Source organism: Citrobacter sp. BIDMC107, from assembly GCF_001037575.1.
Classification (GTDB): domain Bacteria; phylum Pseudomonadota; class Gammaproteobacteria; order Enterobacterales; family Enterobacteriaceae; genus Citrobacter; species Citrobacter freundii.
The window spans coordinates 536611-552274 of sequence record NZ_KQ089848.1 but is presented as its reverse complement, the minus strand read 5'-3'; the positions used below and the strand labels follow the sequence as shown (position 1 = coordinate 552274).

The following is a 15664-nucleotide window of genomic DNA, read 5'->3' as shown; positions in this document are numbered from 1 at the left end:
GCTACGGTGTCGCCATCAGGCGCAGCAAAAGTGTCGGATGGCGGCGAGAATGCCTTATCCGACCTACGGGCAGGTTTGTCGGGGTTTTGCCTCAGAGTCTGGAATACAACATAGATGAATTTATTAAAGTCGCTGGCAGCCGTCAGCTCGATGACGATGTTTTCACGAGTGCTGGGTTTTGCGCGTGATGCGATTGTCGCCAGAATCTTTGGTGCAGGGATGGCGACAGATGCCTTTTTTGTGGCATTCAAACTTCCTAACCTGCTACGCCGAATTTTTGCCGAAGGCGCATTTTCGCAGGCGTTTGTGCCGATTCTTGCTGAGTACAAAAGCAAGCAGGGGGAAGATGCTACCCGCGTGTTTGTTGCCTACGTTTCCGGACTGTTGACGCTGGCGCTGGCTGTGGTGACGGTAGCCGGGATGTTGGCTGCGCCATGGGTGATTTTAGTTACCGCGCCGGGGTTTGCCGACACAGCGGATAAATTTGCGCTGACAACTCAACTGCTGCGGATCACTTTTCCCTATATTCTACTGATTTCACTGGCCTCACTGGTTGGTGCGATCCTTAACACCTGGAACCGCTTTTCTATTCCTGCGTTTGCCCCGACTTTTCTGAATATCAGCATGATCGGTTTCGCGCTGTTTGCGGCCCCTTATTTTCATCCGCCAGTGCTGGCGCTGGCGTGGGCCGTTACCGTGGGTGGCGTGCTACAGCTGATTTATCAGCTTCCGCATCTGAAGAAAATTGGCATGCTGGTACTGCCGCGTGTGAACTTCCGCGATGCGGGGGCGATGCGCGTCGTCAAGCAGATGGGCCCGGCGATCCTTGGGGTATCAGTCAGCCAGATTTCACTGATCATCAATACGATTTTCGCCTCGTTTCTGGCCTCTGGCTCAGTTTCGTGGATGTACTATGCCGACCGTCTGATGGAGTTTCCGTCCGGTGTGCTTGGCGTAGCGCTGGGGACTATCCTGCTGCCATCGCTGTCAAAAAGTTTTTCCAGCGGTAATCATGATGAGTATTGTCGCCTGATGGACTGGGGCCTGCGCTTGTGTTTCCTGTTGGCATTACCGAGTGCCGTAGCGTTGGGTATTCTGGCCAAACCGCTGACGGTGTCTCTGTTCCAGTACGGTAAATTTACTGCCTTTGATGCTGCGATGACCCAGCGTGCGCTGGTGGCGTATTCGGTAGGTTTGATTGGCTTGATCGTAGTGAAAGTGTTGGCTCCGGGCTTTTACTCGCGCCAGGATATAAAAACGCCAGTGAAGATTGCCATTGTGACGCTGATTATGACCCAGGTGATGAACCTGGCCTTTATCGGGCCGTTAAAGCATGCCGGGCTGTCGCTGTCGATTGGTCTGGCGGCGTGTCTGAACGCTTCACTGCTGTACTGGCAATTGCGTAAGCAGAAAATCTTTACTCCACAGCCGGGTTGGGCCTGGTTCCTGGCGCGACTGGTGATTTCCGTGCTGGTGATGTCGGCGGCACTGGTAGGGATGCTTTACATCATGCCAGATTGGTCGCAGGGAACGATGTTGTGGCGCCTGCTGCGTCTGATGGCGGTCGTGGTGGCAGGTATTGCTGCTTACTTCGCAGCACTCGCTGTGCTGGGCTTTAAAGTAAAAGAGTTTGTGCGCCGGACGGCATAAAGAATCAATGCCGGATGGCGGCATAACGCCGTATCCGGCCTACAAAAAGTGTAGGCCTGATAAGCAAAACGTTATCAGGCTTGCATCAGATAGAGAATTTTTTCCCGCCGCGGTGCGCAGCTGAAGTTTGACCGTTTGCGCCATACAACGCCGGTTCCTGGTGCGGTTTCAGCACTTGTATTGCTTGTTGATTACGCTCGATCTGCCCTTCCAGCAGCCAACCATTGTGCTGGTTGAGGTCGCGTAAGTGCTGTGTTTTCTTGGTGATAGTCTGCCAGCGTTCAGCAATCTCATCATTGGCGCTGCGCGTGGCGTCATGCTCCAGGCGGCGCTGTTGCTCAAGATAATCAAGGGTTGCCAGCAGCGAGCTTTTTTCTTCTGTAATACGCTGTAGCTGGCTGCCATTGATATGCCCTGCGGAAAGCTGCTGCTGTTCAGCATCCATTACCGTTTTCAGGTCATTGAGGACAGTCGTCATCTGGTCAAGTATTTCTGACAAACGAGTCATACTTTATTTACTCTGTAGGTAGCTCTGCGCCTCGCGAATCAGCGAGTCGGCAATTTTTCCGGTATCCATTTTCAATTCACCGTTACGGATTGCGGTTTTCAGTGCTTCCACGCGTTCCATATTGATGTCATTGGTGCCGGGCTGCATCAGTTTGGCTTGGGCGTCGCTCAGCATGACGCTGGTGCTGGTGGTCGCGGTGGTTTTTTCCTTCTGCGCTTTTTGTACCGGCGCATCGCTGGTTTCACGCGGCTGAACGGTGCTTACTGGCTTCAATGGTGAGGTACGATCAATGCTCATTTTATTTTTCCTCATCGAGGGGTTACGCTATAGCGGCCCGCTGTAATCATTGGTTGTTTATCTATCGGCACACGCTAAAAAATCTTTAACCTATTATAGGTTAATAAGAATATTCCCATCAGAATCGACGACGCCGCTCACCACCTGGCCTGAAATCATCCGCACTCGCGCATTCTGTGCGACAGCGGCGTTGTTCAGCGCTTTACCTTCGGCGTTAACCCGAAAGCCATCTCCGTTGGCAATAACCAGCACGCGCTGACCGGCCTTGATCCGCCATGCCTGGCGCAACATCGAAAGCTGTATCGGTTGACCAGGGACCAGATCGCGCAGGCTCACAGCATCCTGCACCTGACTCATATCCAGCACCGCGCGCGGCGGTAGTTGGTCCAGTCGACCACGTTTCAGCGTTACGCTGGCTGGGGTCAGGGTGCTACCTCGCGCTACAGGCGCGGCGGCTACTACGTAGTTTCCCGTCGCCTGGACGTTCACCTGCAGATAACGTTTTTCGTTGGCACAGCGAGCCAGCACATTCACATTACCCCACAGTTTCGCGCTACCTGACACGCTTAATGCCGGTTGCTCACAGCTCGGCAATAAGTTTGGCGACGTTCGGATAGTGACCACCACCTCATCGCTAAATCCGGTCAGGCGCTGGGAAAACCATGCCGTTAGCTGCGAATTCAGGTCTTGCGCCAGCGTCATAGGGCTGAACAGCAGTGCTGCCACGACTATTCCACGTTTAAACGTTTGCATCAAAACCTCGCGCTTTTTCAGGTAGTGGCAGGATTTTACCTGTGTGACGCAGTCATCAACGCAACAAATAGCGACGCATTTTGCGTTTATTCCGGCGATAACGCGCGCGTAATGGGATTTAAGCTGTCGGCTGAATTTTGTCATTTGCGGAGGAGATATGCTCGATAAGCTCGACGCCGCCTTACGTTTTCAACAGGAAGCGCTGAATTTGCGCGCCGAACGCCAGGAAATTTTGGCGGCCAACATTGCCAATGCCGACACGCCGGGGTACCAGGCGCGCGACCTGGATTTCGCCAGTGAATTAAAAAAAGTCATGGTGCGAGGACGGGAACAAACCGGTGGCGTTTCGTTGACGCTGACCTCTGCACAACACATTCCGGCCCAGACCGTTTCTTCGCCGTCTACGGAGCTGCTCTACCGTATTCCTGACCAGCCATCTCTTGATGGCAACACGGTGGATATGGACCGGGAGCGCACGCAATTTGCAGACAACAGCCTCAAGTATCAAATGGGGCTGACCGCGTTGGGTGGGCAAATCAAAGGCATGATGAACGTGCTGCAAGGAGGGAACTAATTCGTGGCGCTGTTAAATATTTTTGATATCGCAGGTTCTGCGCTGACGGCTCAGTCTAAACGCCTGAACGTCGCGGCCAGTAACATGGCGAATGCGGATAGCGTCAGCGGGCCCGACGGTCAGCCGTATCGCGCGAAACAGGTTGTTTTTCAGGTAGATGCTGCGCCAGGTGCGGCAACTGGTGGCGTAAAAGTTGCTGACGTCATTGAAAGTCAGGCACCGGATAAGCTGGTTTATGAACCCGGTAATCCGCTGGCCGATGCGAATGGCTACGTAAAAATGCCGAATGTGGACGTCGTTGGTGAGATGGTCAACACCATGTCAGCCTCGCGTAGCTACCAGGCAAACGTCGAAGTGCTCAACACCGTGAAAAGCCTGATGCTCAAAACGCTTACGTTAGGCCAGTAAAGGAGGCGCATATGTCTATTGCTGTAACCATGAATGACCCGAGCAATGCAGGCGTTAAAGCTGCCACCGGGAATAGCTCCCTGACGGGCAGCAATGCCGCTGACCTGCAAAGCAGTTTTCTGACGCTGCTGGTCGCACAACTGAAAAACCAGGATCCTACCAACCCGCTGCAAAACAACGAACTGACTACCCAGTTGGCGCAAATCAGTACCGTGAGCGGGATTGAGAAACTGAACACCACGTTAGGGTCGATCTCCGGGCAGATCGACAACAGTCAGTCGCTGCAGGCCAGTACGCTGATTGGCCACGGGGTCATGATCCCGGGTACCACCATCCTGACCGGTAAAGGGACGGAAGAGGGTGCCAAAACCACGACAACACCATTTGGCGTTGAGCTGCAGCAACCGGCAGATAAGGTTACCGCAACCATTACCGATAAAGACGGCAAAGTGGTACGCACCATTGACATTGGTGGATTGAAAGCGGGCGTTCATACCTTTACCTGGGACGGCACCATGACCGATGGCACGGATGCACCAAGCGGTTCTTACAACGTGTCAATTGCTGCCAGCAATGGTGGAACGCAACTGGTGGCACAGCCGCTTCAGTTTGCGCTGGTGCAGGGCGTTATTCGCAGTAACGGCGGTAATACGCTGGATCTTGGCACCTATGGAACCACCACCCTCGACGAAGTACGGCAGATAATTTAAGCCTTCACACTTATCAGGAGTAAGTCATGGCCTTTTCTCAAGCGGTCAGCGGTCTGAACGCTGCAGCGACCAACCTCGATGTCATTGGTAACAACATCGCCAACTCCGCCACCTACGGTTTTAAATCCGGTACGGCATCTTTTGCCGATATGTTTGCCGGTTCGAAAGTCGGTTTGGGCGTTAAAGTTGCGGGTATTACTCAGGACTTTACCGACGGTACTACCACCAACACCGGACGTGGTCTGGATGTTGCTATCAGCCAGAACGGTTTTTTCCGCATGGTAGACAGTAACGGTTCCGTTTTCTACAGCCGTAACGGTCAGTTCAAGCTCGATGAAAATCGCAATATCGTTAATATGCAGGGGCTGCAGTTGACGGGCTATCCGGCTACCGGTACACCACCGACAGTTCAGCAGGGTGCAAACCCGGCACCGATCACTATCCCGAATACGCTGATGGCGGCTAAATCCACCACTACCGCGTCAATGCAGGTCAACCTGAACTCCACTGACAAATTGCCAACGAAGACCCCGTTTAACCCAAGCGATGCGGACTCCTACAACAAAAAAGGCAGTGTTACCGTTTTCGATAGCCAGGGTAATGCCCATGACATGAACATTTTTTATGTCAAAACAGGCCCTAACAAATGGGATGTCTACACCCAGGACGCCAGCGTTACGGGTTCAGTTGCCACCAAGAATGCGGTGATGAACTTTAGTGCTAACGGTACGCTGACTTCTGTGAATAATTATGTTGAAGAGCCAGTAGACCCCTTAGATCCAACCGGACCAAAACATCTGGTTGAAGGTCCGGTTAATGCCCAACCGCAAATTCAGATCTCCACCGGTACGATCAATGGTGCAGTTCCGGCGAACTTCTCCCTGAGCTTCCTGAACTCCATGCAGCAAAACACCGGTGCCAACAACATCGTCGCCACGAGTCAGAACGGCTATAAGCCGGGCGATCTGGTGAGCTACCAGATTAACAATGACGGTACGGTGGTTGGTAACTACTCCAACGAACAGCAACAGGTTCTGGGGCAGATCGTGCTGGCAAACTTTGCCAACAACGAAGGTCTGGCGTCTCAGGGCGACAACGTCTGGGCGGCCACTCAGGCCTCCGGTGTGGCGCTGCTGGGTACCGCGGGTACGGGTAACTTCGGCAAGCTGACCAACGGGGCGCTTGAAGCGTCAAACGTGGATTTGAGTAAAGAACTGGTGAATATGATTGTCGCCCAGCGTAACTATCAGTCGAACGCGCAGACCATCAAAACCCAGGATCAGATCCTCAACACGCTGGTCAACCTGCGCTAAGCGCCTGACGGGATGGCTTAATGGATCACGCAATTTATACCGCCATGGGCGCGGCCAGTCAGACGCTGAATCAACAGGCGGTGACGGCCAGCAACCTGGCAAACGCCTCCACGCCAGGGTTTCGTGCGCAGCTCAATGCACTGCGCGCGGTTCCTGTAGAAGGATTGTCTTTACCGACGCGTACGCTGGTCGTGGCCTCCACACCGGGGGCCGACATGACGCCGGGTCAGATGGACTATACCTCCCGTCCGCTGGATGTGGCGCTGCAACAGGATGGCTGGTTGGCTGTGCAGACCGCGGATGGTAGCGAAGGATATACCCGTAACGGCGCTATTCAGGTAAGCCCAACGGGTGAACTGACAATTCAGGGACACCCGGTAATTGGCGAAGCCGGACCGATAGCCGTACCGGAAGGTTCAGAAGTCACCATTGCGGCGGACGGGACAATTTCTGCACTTAACCCTGGCGATCCGGCGAATACCGTAGCGCCAGTGGGGCGGCTGAAGCTGGTGAAGGCTACAGGGATCGAAGTGCAACGTGGCGATGACGGTATGTTCCGTCTGACCCAGGCCGCACAGGCTACCCGTGGTGCGACGTTACAGGCCGACCCCAGTATCCGTGTGATGTCGGGCGTGCTGGAAGGCAGTAACGTTAAACCGGTTGCTGCGATGAGCGACATGATCGCCAACGCCCGCCGCTTTGAAATGCAGATGAAAATTATCAGTAGCGTGAATGATAACGCGGGCCGCGCCAACCAACTGCTGTCGATGAGTTAATACAGGACATTTTATGATCAGTTCATTATGGATCGCCAAAACCGGCCTGGATGCGCAGCAAACCAACATGGATGTGATTGCCAACAACCTGGCAAACGTCAGCACCAACGGATTTAAGCGCCAGCGCGCCGTGTTCGAAGATCTGTTGTACCAGACGATTCGTCAGCCTGGCGCACAGTCTTCTGAACAAACCACGCTGCCGTCTGGTTTGCAGATTGGTACCGGTGTACGTCCGGTTGCAACCGAGCGTTTACACAGCCAGGGTAACCTGTCGCAGACCAACAACAGTAAAGATGTGGCGATTAAAGGCCAGGGCTTTTTCCAGGTCATGTTGCCCGATGGTACGTCCGCTTATACCCGCGACGGTTCTTTCCAGGTGGATCAGAACGGTCAGTTGGTGACGGCGGGTGGTTTTCAGGTTCAGCCTGCCATCACCATTCCGGCTAACTCGCTCAGTATCACCATTGGACGCGACGGGATTGTCAGCGTGACCCAACAGGGACAGGCGGCGCCTGTTCAGGTCGGGCAGCTTAACCTGACAACCTTTATGAACGATACCGGTCTGGAAAGCATTGGTGAGAATCTGTACACCGAAACGCAGTCATCCGGTGCGCCGAACGAGAGCACGCCGGGGCTGAACGGCGCGGGTCTGCTGTATCAGGGCTATGTTGAAACCTCTAACGTCAACGTGGCGGAAGAGCTGGTAAACATGATCCAGGTTCAGCGCGCTTACGAAATCAACAGTAAAGCGGTATCGACCACCGATCAGATGCTGCAAAAACTGACGCAACTCTAAAGTGGAGTCCGGTGGGGTGAAAACCTCACCGGCACACTGATTTTGAAGATGACCGCAATGCGAAAATACGCGCTTCACCCATACCCTATTTTAGCCCTGCTGGTGGTTTCACTAACAGGATGTGCCTGGATCCCGGCCACGCCCCTCGTGCAGGGCGCGACGACTGCCCAGCCCGTTCCAGGTCCAACGCCGGTGGCGAATGGCTCAATCTTCCAGTCGGCACAACCGATTAACTATGGTTATCAGCCACTCTTTGAAGACCGTCGTCCACGCAATATTGGCGATACGCTGACCATCGTGTTGCAGGAAAACGTCAGCGCGAGCAAAAGCTCTTCGGCGAACGCCAGCCGCGACGGCAAGACAAACTTTGGCTTTGATACCGTACCGCGCTATCTGCAAGGTCTGTTCGGTAACGAACGTGCTGACGTAGAAGCCTCAGGCGGTAACTCCTTTAACGGTAAAGGCGGCGCGAACGCCAGAAATACCTTCAGCGGTACGCTGACCGTAACGGTCGATCAGGTACTGGTGAATGGCAACTTACATGTCGTGGGTGAAAAACAGATCGCCATAAATCAGGGCACTGAATTCATTCGCTTCTCCGGGGTCGTTAACCCGCGCACCATCAGTGGCAGCAACTCCGTACCGTCAACCCAGGTTGCGGATGCGCGTATTGAGTACGTCGGCAACGGCTACATCAATGAAGCGCAAAATATGGGCTGGTTGCAGCGTTTCTTCCTTAACTTGTCGCCGATGTAAGCGAGGTACCCCGTGTTTAAATTTTTTGTTGGAATGGCACTGGTGCTGGTAACCGGCTTCGCGCATGCCGACCGTATTCGTGACCTGACCAGCGTGCAGGGCGTGCGGGAAAACTCGCTGATTGGTTATGGGTTGGTGGTAGGTCTGGATGGCACAGGTGACCAGACCACCCAGACGCCGTTTACCACGCAAACGCTCAACAACATGCTGTCGCAGTTGGGGATCACCGTGCCCACCGGCACCAATATGCAGTTGAAAAACGTGGCAGCGGTAATGGTCACCGCGCAGTTCCCGGCCTTTGGTCGTCAGGGGCAAACTATTGACGTTGTAGTCTCTTCCATGGGTAACGCTAAAAGCCTGCGCGGCGGAACGCTGCTGATGACCCCGCTGAAAGGGGTCGATAGTCAGGTATATGCGTTGGCGCAGGGGAATATTCTGGTTGGCGGTGCCGGCGCGGCTGCGGGTGGCAGCAGCGTGCAGGTAAACCAGCTCAATGGCGGACGCATTACCAACGGCGCGACCATCGAACGTGAATTACCCAGCCAGTTCGGCGGCGGTAACACCATTAATCTGCAACTGAATAATGAAGATTTCACGATGGCGCAGCAGATTACCGACACCATTAACCGCTCGCGTGGCTTTGGCAGCGCAACGGCGTTGGATGCCCGCACTATTCAGGTGCGTGTGCCAAGCGGCAACAGCTCGCAGGTGCGTTTCCTTGCTGATATCCAGAATATGGAGGTGAACGTCACGCCGCAGGATGCGAAAGTGATTATCAACTCGCGCACCGGATCTGTCGTCATGAACCGCGAAGTAACGCTGGATAGCTGTGCCGTGGCACAAGGCAACTTGTCGATCACGGTGAACCGCCAGGCGAACGTCAGCCAGCCGGACACTCCGTTTGGCGGTGGACAAACCGTAGTGACGCCACAAACCCAGATTGACCTGCGCCAAAGCGGTGGTTCGCTGCAAAGCGTACGTTCCAGCGCCAACCTGAACAACGTTGTGCGTGCGCTGAATGCGCTGGGAGCAACGCCGATGGATCTGATGTCCATTCTGCAATCGATGCAGAGCGCGGGTTGCTTACGCGCCAAACTGGAAATCATCTAATGATTGGTGACAGCAAACTGCTGACCAGTGCCGCCTGGGATGCGCAATCTCTGAACGAACTGAAAGCGAAAGCGGGTCAGGACCCGGCGGCGAATATCCGCCCGGTCGCCCGTCAGGTTGAAGGGATGTTCGTGCAAATGATGTTGAAAAGCATGCGTGAAGCGTTACCGAAAGATGGCGTGTTTAGCAGCGATTCAACGCGCTTGTATACCAGCATGTATGACCAACAAATTGCGCAGCAGATGACCGCAGGCAAAGGTCTGGGGCTGGCTGAAATGATGGTCAAGCAGATGACTGAAGGGCAAGCGCAACCTGCGGATGACGCGCCGCAGGTGCCGATGAAGTTTTCACTGGAAACGGTGACCAGCTATCAAAATCAGGCACTGACGCAACTAGTCCGCAAAGCCATCCCCCGGGCGACAGAAAGCAATGATGAGCCGCTGTCAGGTGACAGCAAAGACTTCCTCGCCCAGCTGTCACTGCCGGCTAAGCTGGCCAGTCAGCAGAGCGGGGTCCCGCATCATCTGATTTTGGCGCAGGCGGCGCTGGAGTCTGGATGGGGGCAGCGACAAATTCGTCGCGAGAATGGCGAACCGAGTTTCAACATTTTTGGCGTGAAGGCTTCGGGAAGCTGGAAAGGTCCAACCACTGAAATCACCACCACTGAATATGAGAACGGTGAGGCGAAAAAGGTGAAAGCCAGATTCCGTGTCTATAGCTCTTACCTTGAGGCGTTGTCGGATTATGTCGGTCTGATATCCCGTAACCCGCGCTATGCGGCGGTGACCGCTGCTGCGACCGCCGAACAGGGGGCGCAGGCATTGCAAAATGCGGGTTACGCCACAGACCCTAACTATGCACGTAAATTAACCAGCATGATCCAGCAGTTGAAATCGATGAGCGAAAAGGTGAGTAAAACCTACAGCACGAATCTCGATAATCTCTTTTAAATAGCTCAAGTCTACCGACCTGCTGCCGATAATAACGAGTATTGAAGGATTACAAGGAACCTCCATGTCCAGCTTGATTAATAACGCGATGAGTGGACTCAGCGCAGCGCAGGCCGCGTTGAATACTGCCAGTAATAACATCTCCAGCTATAACGTTGCCGGATATACCCGACAAACAACAATTATGGCGCAAGCGAACAGCACGCTGGGTGCGGGGGGCTGGGTAGGCAATGGCGTCTATGTTTCTGGTGTACAACGTGAATATGACTCCTTTATCACTAACCAGTTGCGAGCAGCGCAGAACCAGAGCAGCGGTCTGACAACGCGTTATGAGCAAATGTCAAAGATAGACAATTTGCTCTCCAGCAAAACCAGTTCTATTTCGACCTCAATGCAGGACTTTTTTACCAGCCTGCAAACGCTGGTCAGCAACGCCGAAGATCCGGCAGCACGCCAGGCGCTGATCGGTAAAGCTGATGGGTTGGTAAATCAGTTTAAAACGACCGACCAGTATCTGCGCGATCAGGATAAGCAGGTTAATACCGCGATTAAAGCCAGCGTTGATCAGATCAACAACTATTCGAAACAAATTGCCAGCCTTAACGACCAGATTTCTCGTATGACAGGCGTCGGCGCAGGTGCATCTCCTAACGACCTGCTTGACCAACGCGATCAGCTGGTCAGTGAACTGAATCAGATTGTCGGTGTTGAAGTTAGCGTTCAGGATGGTGGTACCTACAACCTGACAATGGCCAACGGCTATTCGCTGGTGCAGGGCAGCAATGCACGTCAACTGGCGGCAGTGCCTTCCAGAGATGATCCTAATCGTACAACGGTGGCCTATGTTGATGGCGTTGCCGGAGCTGTTGAAATTCCTGAGAAACTGTTGAATACCGGTTCACTGGGCGGACTGCTCACCTTCCGTTCTCAGGAGCTGGATCAGACGCGTAATACCCTAGGCCAACTGGCGCTTGCATTTGCCAGTGCATTTAACGCCCAGCATAAAGAAGGTTTTGATGCCAACGGCGATAAGGGTGAGAATTTCTTCGATATCGGCAGCCCGTCTGTACTGAGTAATGCTAAAAATATTGGCAAAGCGGAATTAACTGCAGAAGTTGGTGACAGTTCGAAAGTACAGGCTACCGACTATAAGGTTGTGTTCAGTGGCGGTAAGTGGCAGGTGACGCGTCTGGCAGATAACACAACGTTTGAAGCTACACCAGGTGCGGATGGAAAACTGGATATTGATGGTCTGAAAGTGACAGTGACTGTTAATCCCCCCAATCCCGGGCCTCAAGAGAATGACAGTTTTATTCTGAAACCGGTAGAAAACGTTATCGTTGATATGAAAGTCAAGGTGACCGACGAGTCGAAAATCGCCATGGCGTCAGAGAAAAACACTGATCCTGCTGCGGATACAGGTGCAAGCGATAACCGTAACGGTCAGAAACTGCTGGATCTGCAAACCAAAGCAACTGTCGGCAATAAGACCTTCAACGATGCATATGCCACCCTGGTAAGCGATGTCGGGAACAAAACCGCTACGCTGAAGACCAGCAGTACCACGCAAAACAATGTGGTCAAGCAGCTTTATAACCAACAGCAGTCTATTTCCGGCGTTAACCTCGACGAAGAGTACGGTAATTTACAGCGTTTTCAGCAGTATTACCTGGCTAACGCTCAAGTGCTGCAGACCGCGAATGCGTTGTTTGATGCACTGATTAATATCCGCTAAGGGAGAGGGACACAATGCGTATCAGCACCCAGATGATGTACCAGCAGAATATGCGTGGCATCACTAACTCTCAGGCTGAATGGATGAAGTTCGGCGAGCAAATGTCAACGGGCAAACGCGTGATCAACCCATCAGACGATCCGATTGCCGCCTCGCAGGCCGTGGTACTTTCTCAGGCTCAGGCGCAGAACAGCCAGTATACGCTGGCACGCTCGTTCGCGACGCAGAAAGTCTCTCTGGAAGAGAACGTACTGAGCCAGGTGACGACGGCAATTCAGGCTGCGCAGGAAAAAATTGTTTATGCCGGGAACGGAACGTTAAGTGATGACGACCGTGCATCGCTGGCCACCGACCTGCAAGGGATCCGCGATCAACTGATGAACCTGGCAAACAGTACCGACGGTAATGGTCGCTATATTTTCGGTGGATATAAAACAGAATCCGCACCGTTTGCGCAGGCTGATGGTTCTTACAGTGGCGGTACCACAAATGTGACCCAGCAGGTTGATGCTTCCCGTACCATGGTTATTGGCCATACGGGCGATAAAATCTTCGCCAACCTGACCAGCAACGCCGTACCGGAACCAGGTGGCGGTACTCAGGAAAAGAACCTGTTCAAAATGCTGGATAGCGCGATTGAAGAGCTAAAAATTCCTATTGCAGGTGATGATGTGGCAAAGGATAAAGCCGCAGCAGCTATCGATAAAACCAATCGTGGTCTTAAAAACTCGCTGAATAATGTGCTGTCCGTGCGTGCAGAATTAGGCACGCAGCTTAGCGAATTGAGCTCGCTGGATTCACTGGGCGCCGATCGTGCATTGGGGCAAACTCAGCAGATGAGTAATCTGGTGGATGTCGACTGGAACGCCGCGATTTCGTCTTACGTGATGCAACAAGCCGCACTACAAGCATCATATAAAACGTTTACTGATATGCAGGGAATGTCGCTGTTCCAGCTTAACCGGTAACGATCCATTTTGAACATATCATGAAACTGGGTATGTTTGTCTGCCCGCTCCTTTAACACCCCGGAGCGGGCATTTTTTTAGGCAACCGACGCCTTACTAAGCGACGGGTTCCCCGTCAGTCTTATGACCAACGCGATCGCACTGCTGAAGGTTGCCAGCGTCACCACACCTTCCCAATTGGCAAGCGCATAGACCTGACTCCCGAGAACGGAACCCAGCGCCATACCGATAAACACCATCGTAAACAGCAGAGCGTTCAATCGTCCTCGTGCCTGAGGCTCCAGGCTATAGACCAGGTTTTGGTGGGCAACCAGGCTGGATTGCAATCCGAGATCAAAACCTACCGCCGAAAGGGCGATAAGCAGCCACTGCCCCTGAACGGGCAGGGCGGGTAACAAAAACATCAGTGCGAAAGATACCGTTACCAGCAAAGCACCCAATTGCGTCACTTTTGCTGCACCCACTTTATCAGCAAGATGGCCCGCCATCGGTGCAGCAAGCGCTCCGGCTGCTCCCGCGATACCAAAAGCACCCGCTATAGCGCTACCCAGGTGGTAATGCTCAGATAACATCACCGCCAGCGTAGACCAGAAGGCGCTAAAAGCAATGGACAGAAAGCCTTGTGCCAGTGCTGCGCGGCGCAAGGTGGAATATCGTTGCCAAAGTTGCACCATCGAGAGCATTAATGATGGATAGCTCAACGTGGAATGGACCGTAAAACGAGGCAGTGCTTTCCACATAATCGTGGTAATTACGGCAATACTGACGGCAGCAAGTTGGTACATCTCACGCCAGCCAAACGCCTCACCGACCAGCCCACTGACGGTACGTGAGAGTAAAATTCCCAGCAGAAGGCCCGTCATTACGGTGCCCACCGTTTTTCCCTGTTTGCCTTCGGGCGCCAGTATTGCCGCCGCAGGCACAATATCTTGTGCCATGGTTGCCGCCATGCCCATCAACAGGCTCACTATTAACAGTGAATGCAACTGCCCGGTAAAGCTGCATGCCAGAAGCAGCACAGCAAGAGAGATACTTTTCAGCAGGATTAATGTCCTGCGGTCATAACGATCGCCCAATGGCAATAAAAACAAAATACCCAGCGCGTATCCCGCCTGGGTCAGTGTCGGGACCAACCCCATGCCGGTAATACTTAAGTTCAGATCCTGACCCATTAAAGGCAGAAGGGGTTGAGCATAGTAGATAGCAGCGACACTGAATCCGGCACCTACTGCCAGAACGAAAGTGACCCAACGGGAAAGTGCGGTATATGTGTTCACAGATGATTCCTCAATCACAGGATGTGCGGCTATTTTTATCCTTCAGCGAGTGGCGTGGTAGCGAGCGCAGTGGTAAAACAGTTATACGTCAGACGTATGATGAAACTGAAAATGATAAAAAATGAGCGTATAGACAGGGTGGAGCTGATGCGTACGTTTGTACGTATTGTCGAAGCAGGATCGCTTTCGGCAGCGGCATAACAGATGGGGACAACGCAAGCGACCGTAAGCCGACGGTTGCAATCCCTGGAAACCCTGCTGGGTGTGAAACTGATCATGCGTACCACGCATGCGATGAAATTGACCGACGACGGCGAAAGAGGCTACCAGCATGCCAAGAAGATTATTGATGCCTGGCTGGCGCTGGAAGATGGACTTAATGTCACAGAAGATGAACCGGTGGGGACGTTGCGAGTCCGTGCACCGCATGCGTTCGGGCAACAACAACTGCTTGAGCCGCTTTTGCAGTTTCTTTCGCGCTATCCCCAGGTGGCGGTAGAGTGGATGCTCAACGATAAAACCGTTGATTTTCTGAGCGATAATATTGACTGCGCTATCAGGGTTGGTGCCGAGGTGGATCCGGCCACGGTTTCCGTTTTACTGGCTGAAGTTCCCCGTAGTATGGTGGCGAGCCCTGGGCTGCTGGAGCAATACGGCGAGCTTTCTCATCCTGAGCAGTTATCAGCGCTGCCCTGGATTGCCGTGAACACGTTTTATCAACATAGCGTTTCGTTGTTGCACCAATTGCGTAATGAGCCAGTCACGTTGAATATTTCACCCAGATTAAGTACCGACAGTATTTATGTTGCAAGGAATGCCGCGCTGGCGGGGTTGGGAGTGACTATTGTTTCAAGTTGGATGGTGGCGGAGGATATTGCCAACGGACGTCTGGTTGCGTTGCTACCTGAGTGGCATGCGGCGCCGTTGCCTGTACATTTGGTTTATCCGTGGGCGCGTTACTATCCGACTCGCTTACGCAAGTTTCTGGCCTTAATGAAGGAGGTTATGCCGCAGCTGACGGGGATGAAAGGCGTAGATCAGATAAAAAAAAGCCGACCCGAAGGCCGGCTTTGATATTGATTA

General features: G+C 53.3%; 17 protein-coding genes. 13 read left to right on the top strand and 4 right to left on the bottom strand.

Going from position 1 to position 15664, the window contains the following annotated elements:
* Positions 1-114: 114 nt before the first annotated feature.
* Positions 115-1650: a murein biosynthesis integral membrane protein MurJ gene (gene murJ, locus SK39_RS02720; protein WP_003836768.1), complete on the top strand. Its 1536-nt coding sequence runs from the start codon at positions 115-117 to the stop codon at positions 1648-1650.
* Between the two features lie 85 nt (positions 1651-1735).
* Here the strand turns inward: murJ and flgN are convergent, their stop codons facing one another.
* The 3 genes from flgN to flgA all read right to left on the bottom strand — a co-directional run bounded on the left by flgN (position 1736) and on the right by flgA (position 3208).
* The gene (flgN, locus tag SK39_RS02715; protein ID WP_003036178.1) at positions 1736-2158 is read right to left on the bottom strand and encodes a flagella biosynthesis chaperone FlgN; all 423 of its coding nucleotides are present in this window, start codon (positions 2156-2158) and stop codon (positions 1736-1738) included.
* A 3-nt stretch (positions 2159-2161) separates the two neighbouring features.
* Positions 2162-2455 (bottom strand): flagellar biosynthesis anti-sigma factor FlgM, encoded by a 294-nt coding sequence (gene flgM, locus SK39_RS02710; protein WP_003036183.1) that lies wholly within the window; start codon positions 2453-2455, stop codon positions 2162-2164.
* A gap of 93 nt (positions 2456-2548) precedes the next feature.
* Positions 2549-3208, bottom strand: a complete 660-nt coding sequence (gene flgA, locus SK39_RS02705; protein WP_003836766.1) for a flagellar basal body P-ring formation chaperone FlgA — start codon at positions 3206-3208, stop codon at positions 2549-2551.
* A gap of 157 nt (positions 3209-3365) precedes the next feature.
* Here flgA and flgB point away from each other — a divergent pair, with 157 nt between their 5' ends.
* The 11 genes from flgB (at position 3366) to flgL (ending at position 13304) form a co-directional block, all read left to right on the top strand.
* Positions 3366-3782, top strand: a complete 417-nt coding sequence (flgB, locus tag SK39_RS02700) for a flagellar basal body rod protein FlgB (RefSeq protein ID WP_048216624.1) — start codon at positions 3366-3368, stop codon at positions 3780-3782.
* A 3-nt stretch (positions 3783-3785) separates the two neighbouring features.
* Positions 3786-4190 (top strand): flagellar basal body rod protein FlgC, encoded by a 405-nt coding sequence (flgC, locus tag SK39_RS02695; protein ID WP_003036191.1) that lies wholly within the window; start codon positions 3786-3788, stop codon positions 4188-4190.
* An 11-nt stretch (positions 4191-4201) separates the two neighbouring features.
* A complete protein-coding gene (gene flgD, locus SK39_RS02690; protein WP_003836761.1) occupies positions 4202-4900 on the top strand; it encodes a flagellar hook assembly protein FlgD in 699 nt (232 codons plus the stop codon).
* A 26-nt stretch (positions 4901-4926) separates the two neighbouring features.
* The gene (gene flgE, locus SK39_RS02685; protein WP_048216623.1) at positions 4927-6213 is read left to right on the top strand and encodes a flagellar hook protein FlgE; all 1287 of its coding nucleotides are present in this window, start codon (positions 4927-4929) and stop codon (positions 6211-6213) included.
* A 20-nt stretch (positions 6214-6233) separates the two neighbouring features.
* On the top strand, positions 6234-6989 hold the full coding sequence (locus SK39_RS02680; RefSeq protein ID WP_048216622.1) for a flagellar basal body rod protein FlgF: 756 nt from the start codon (positions 6234-6236) through the stop codon (positions 6987-6989).
* A 13-nt stretch (positions 6990-7002) separates the two neighbouring features.
* Positions 7003-7785 carry a flagellar basal-body rod protein FlgG gene (flgG, locus tag SK39_RS02675; RefSeq protein WP_003036202.1) on the top strand — a complete coding sequence of 261 codons (783 nt, stop codon included), beginning with the start codon at positions 7003-7005 and terminating at the stop codon, positions 7783-7785.
* Between the two features lie 57 nt (positions 7786-7842).
* A complete protein-coding gene (flgH, locus tag SK39_RS02670; RefSeq protein WP_003836756.1) occupies positions 7843-8541 on the top strand; it encodes a flagellar basal body L-ring protein FlgH in 699 nt (232 codons plus the stop codon).
* Positions 8542-8574: 33 nt separating this feature from the next.
* Positions 8575-9651 (top strand): flagellar basal body P-ring protein FlgI, encoded by a 1077-nt coding sequence (locus tag SK39_RS02665; RefSeq protein ID WP_085954040.1) that lies wholly within the window; start codon positions 8575-8577, stop codon positions 9649-9651.
* Positions 9651-10601, top strand: a complete 951-nt coding sequence (gene flgJ / locus SK39_RS02660; protein WP_032936209.1) for a flagellar assembly peptidoglycan hydrolase FlgJ — start codon at positions 9651-9653, stop codon at positions 10599-10601. Before SK39_RS02665 ends, flgJ begins: the two co-directional genes overlap by 1 nt.
* A 64-nt stretch (positions 10602-10665) precedes the next feature.
* Positions 10666-12336 carry a flagellar hook-associated protein FlgK gene (flgK, locus tag SK39_RS02655; RefSeq protein ID WP_048216621.1) on the top strand — a complete coding sequence of 557 codons (1671 nt, stop codon included), beginning with the start codon at positions 10666-10668 and terminating at the stop codon, positions 12334-12336.
* A gap of 14 nt (positions 12337-12350) precedes the next feature.
* Positions 12351-13304, top strand: coding sequence for a flagellar hook-associated protein FlgL (gene flgL / locus SK39_RS02650; RefSeq protein ID WP_048216620.1), 954 nt, complete (start codon positions 12351-12353; stop codon positions 13302-13304).
* Positions 13305-13381: 77 nt separating this feature from the next.
* Here flgL and SK39_RS02645 read toward each other — a convergent pair whose 3' ends face one another.
* Entirely contained in the window at positions 13382-14581 is a 1200-nt protein-coding gene (locus tag SK39_RS02645) for an MFS transporter (protein ID WP_048216619.1), read from the bottom strand.
* Between the two features lie 204 nt (positions 14582-14785).
* Here SK39_RS02645 and SK39_RS02640 point away from each other — a divergent pair, with 204 nt between their 5' ends.
* Positions 14786-15655, top strand: coding sequence for a LysR family transcriptional regulator (locus SK39_RS02640; protein WP_231593811.1), 870 nt, complete (start codon positions 14786-14788; stop codon positions 15653-15655).
* Positions 15656-15664: the final 9 nt, after the last annotated feature.

Excerpts from the sequence above, each read along its gene's own strand:
- SK39_RS02665 (WP_085954040.1), top strand. The coding sequence starts at position 8,575 with ATGGCACTGGTGCTGGTAACCGGCTTCGCGCATGCCGACCGTATTCGT.
- flgJ (WP_032936209.1), top strand. The coding sequence starts at position 9,651 with ATGATTGGTGACAGCAAACTGCTGACCAGTGCCGCCTGGGATGCGCAA.
- flgH (WP_003836756.1), top strand. The coding sequence starts at position 7,843 with ATGCGAAAATACGCGCTTCACCCATACCCTATTTTAGCCCTGCTGGTG.
- flgA (WP_003836766.1), bottom strand. The coding sequence starts at position 3,208 with ATGCAAACGTTTAAACGTGGAATAGTCGTGGCAGCACTGCTGTTCAGC.
- flgM (WP_003036183.1), bottom strand. The coding sequence starts at position 2,455 with ATGAGCATTGATCGTACCTCACCATTGAAGCCAGTAAGCACCGTTCAG.
- SK39_RS02640 (WP_231593811.1), top strand. The coding sequence starts at position 14,786 with ATGGGGACAACGCAAGCGACCGTAAGCCGACGGTTGCAATCCCTGGAA.
- flgE (WP_048216623.1), top strand. The coding sequence starts at position 4,927 with ATGGCCTTTTCTCAAGCGGTCAGCGGTCTGAACGCTGCAGCGACCAAC.
- murJ (WP_003836768.1), top strand. The coding sequence starts at position 115 with ATGAATTTATTAAAGTCGCTGGCAGCCGTCAGCTCGATGACGATGTTT.
- flgL (WP_048216620.1), top strand. The coding sequence starts at position 12,351 with ATGCGTATCAGCACCCAGATGATGTACCAGCAGAATATGCGTGGCATC.
- SK39_RS02680 (WP_048216622.1), top strand. The coding sequence starts at position 6,234 with ATGGATCACGCAATTTATACCGCCATGGGCGCGGCCAGTCAGACGCTG.
- flgB (WP_048216624.1), top strand. The coding sequence starts at position 3,366 with ATGCTCGATAAGCTCGACGCCGCCTTACGTTTTCAACAGGAAGCGCTG.
- flgD (WP_003836761.1), top strand. The coding sequence starts at position 4,202 with ATGTCTATTGCTGTAACCATGAATGACCCGAGCAATGCAGGCGTTAAA.
- flgN (WP_003036178.1), bottom strand. The coding sequence starts at position 2,158 with ATGACTCGTTTGTCAGAAATACTTGACCAGATGACGACTGTCCTCAAT.
- flgK (WP_048216621.1), top strand. The coding sequence starts at position 10,666 with ATGTCCAGCTTGATTAATAACGCGATGAGTGGACTCAGCGCAGCGCAG.
- flgG (WP_003036202.1), top strand. The coding sequence starts at position 7,003 with ATGATCAGTTCATTATGGATCGCCAAAACCGGCCTGGATGCGCAGCAA.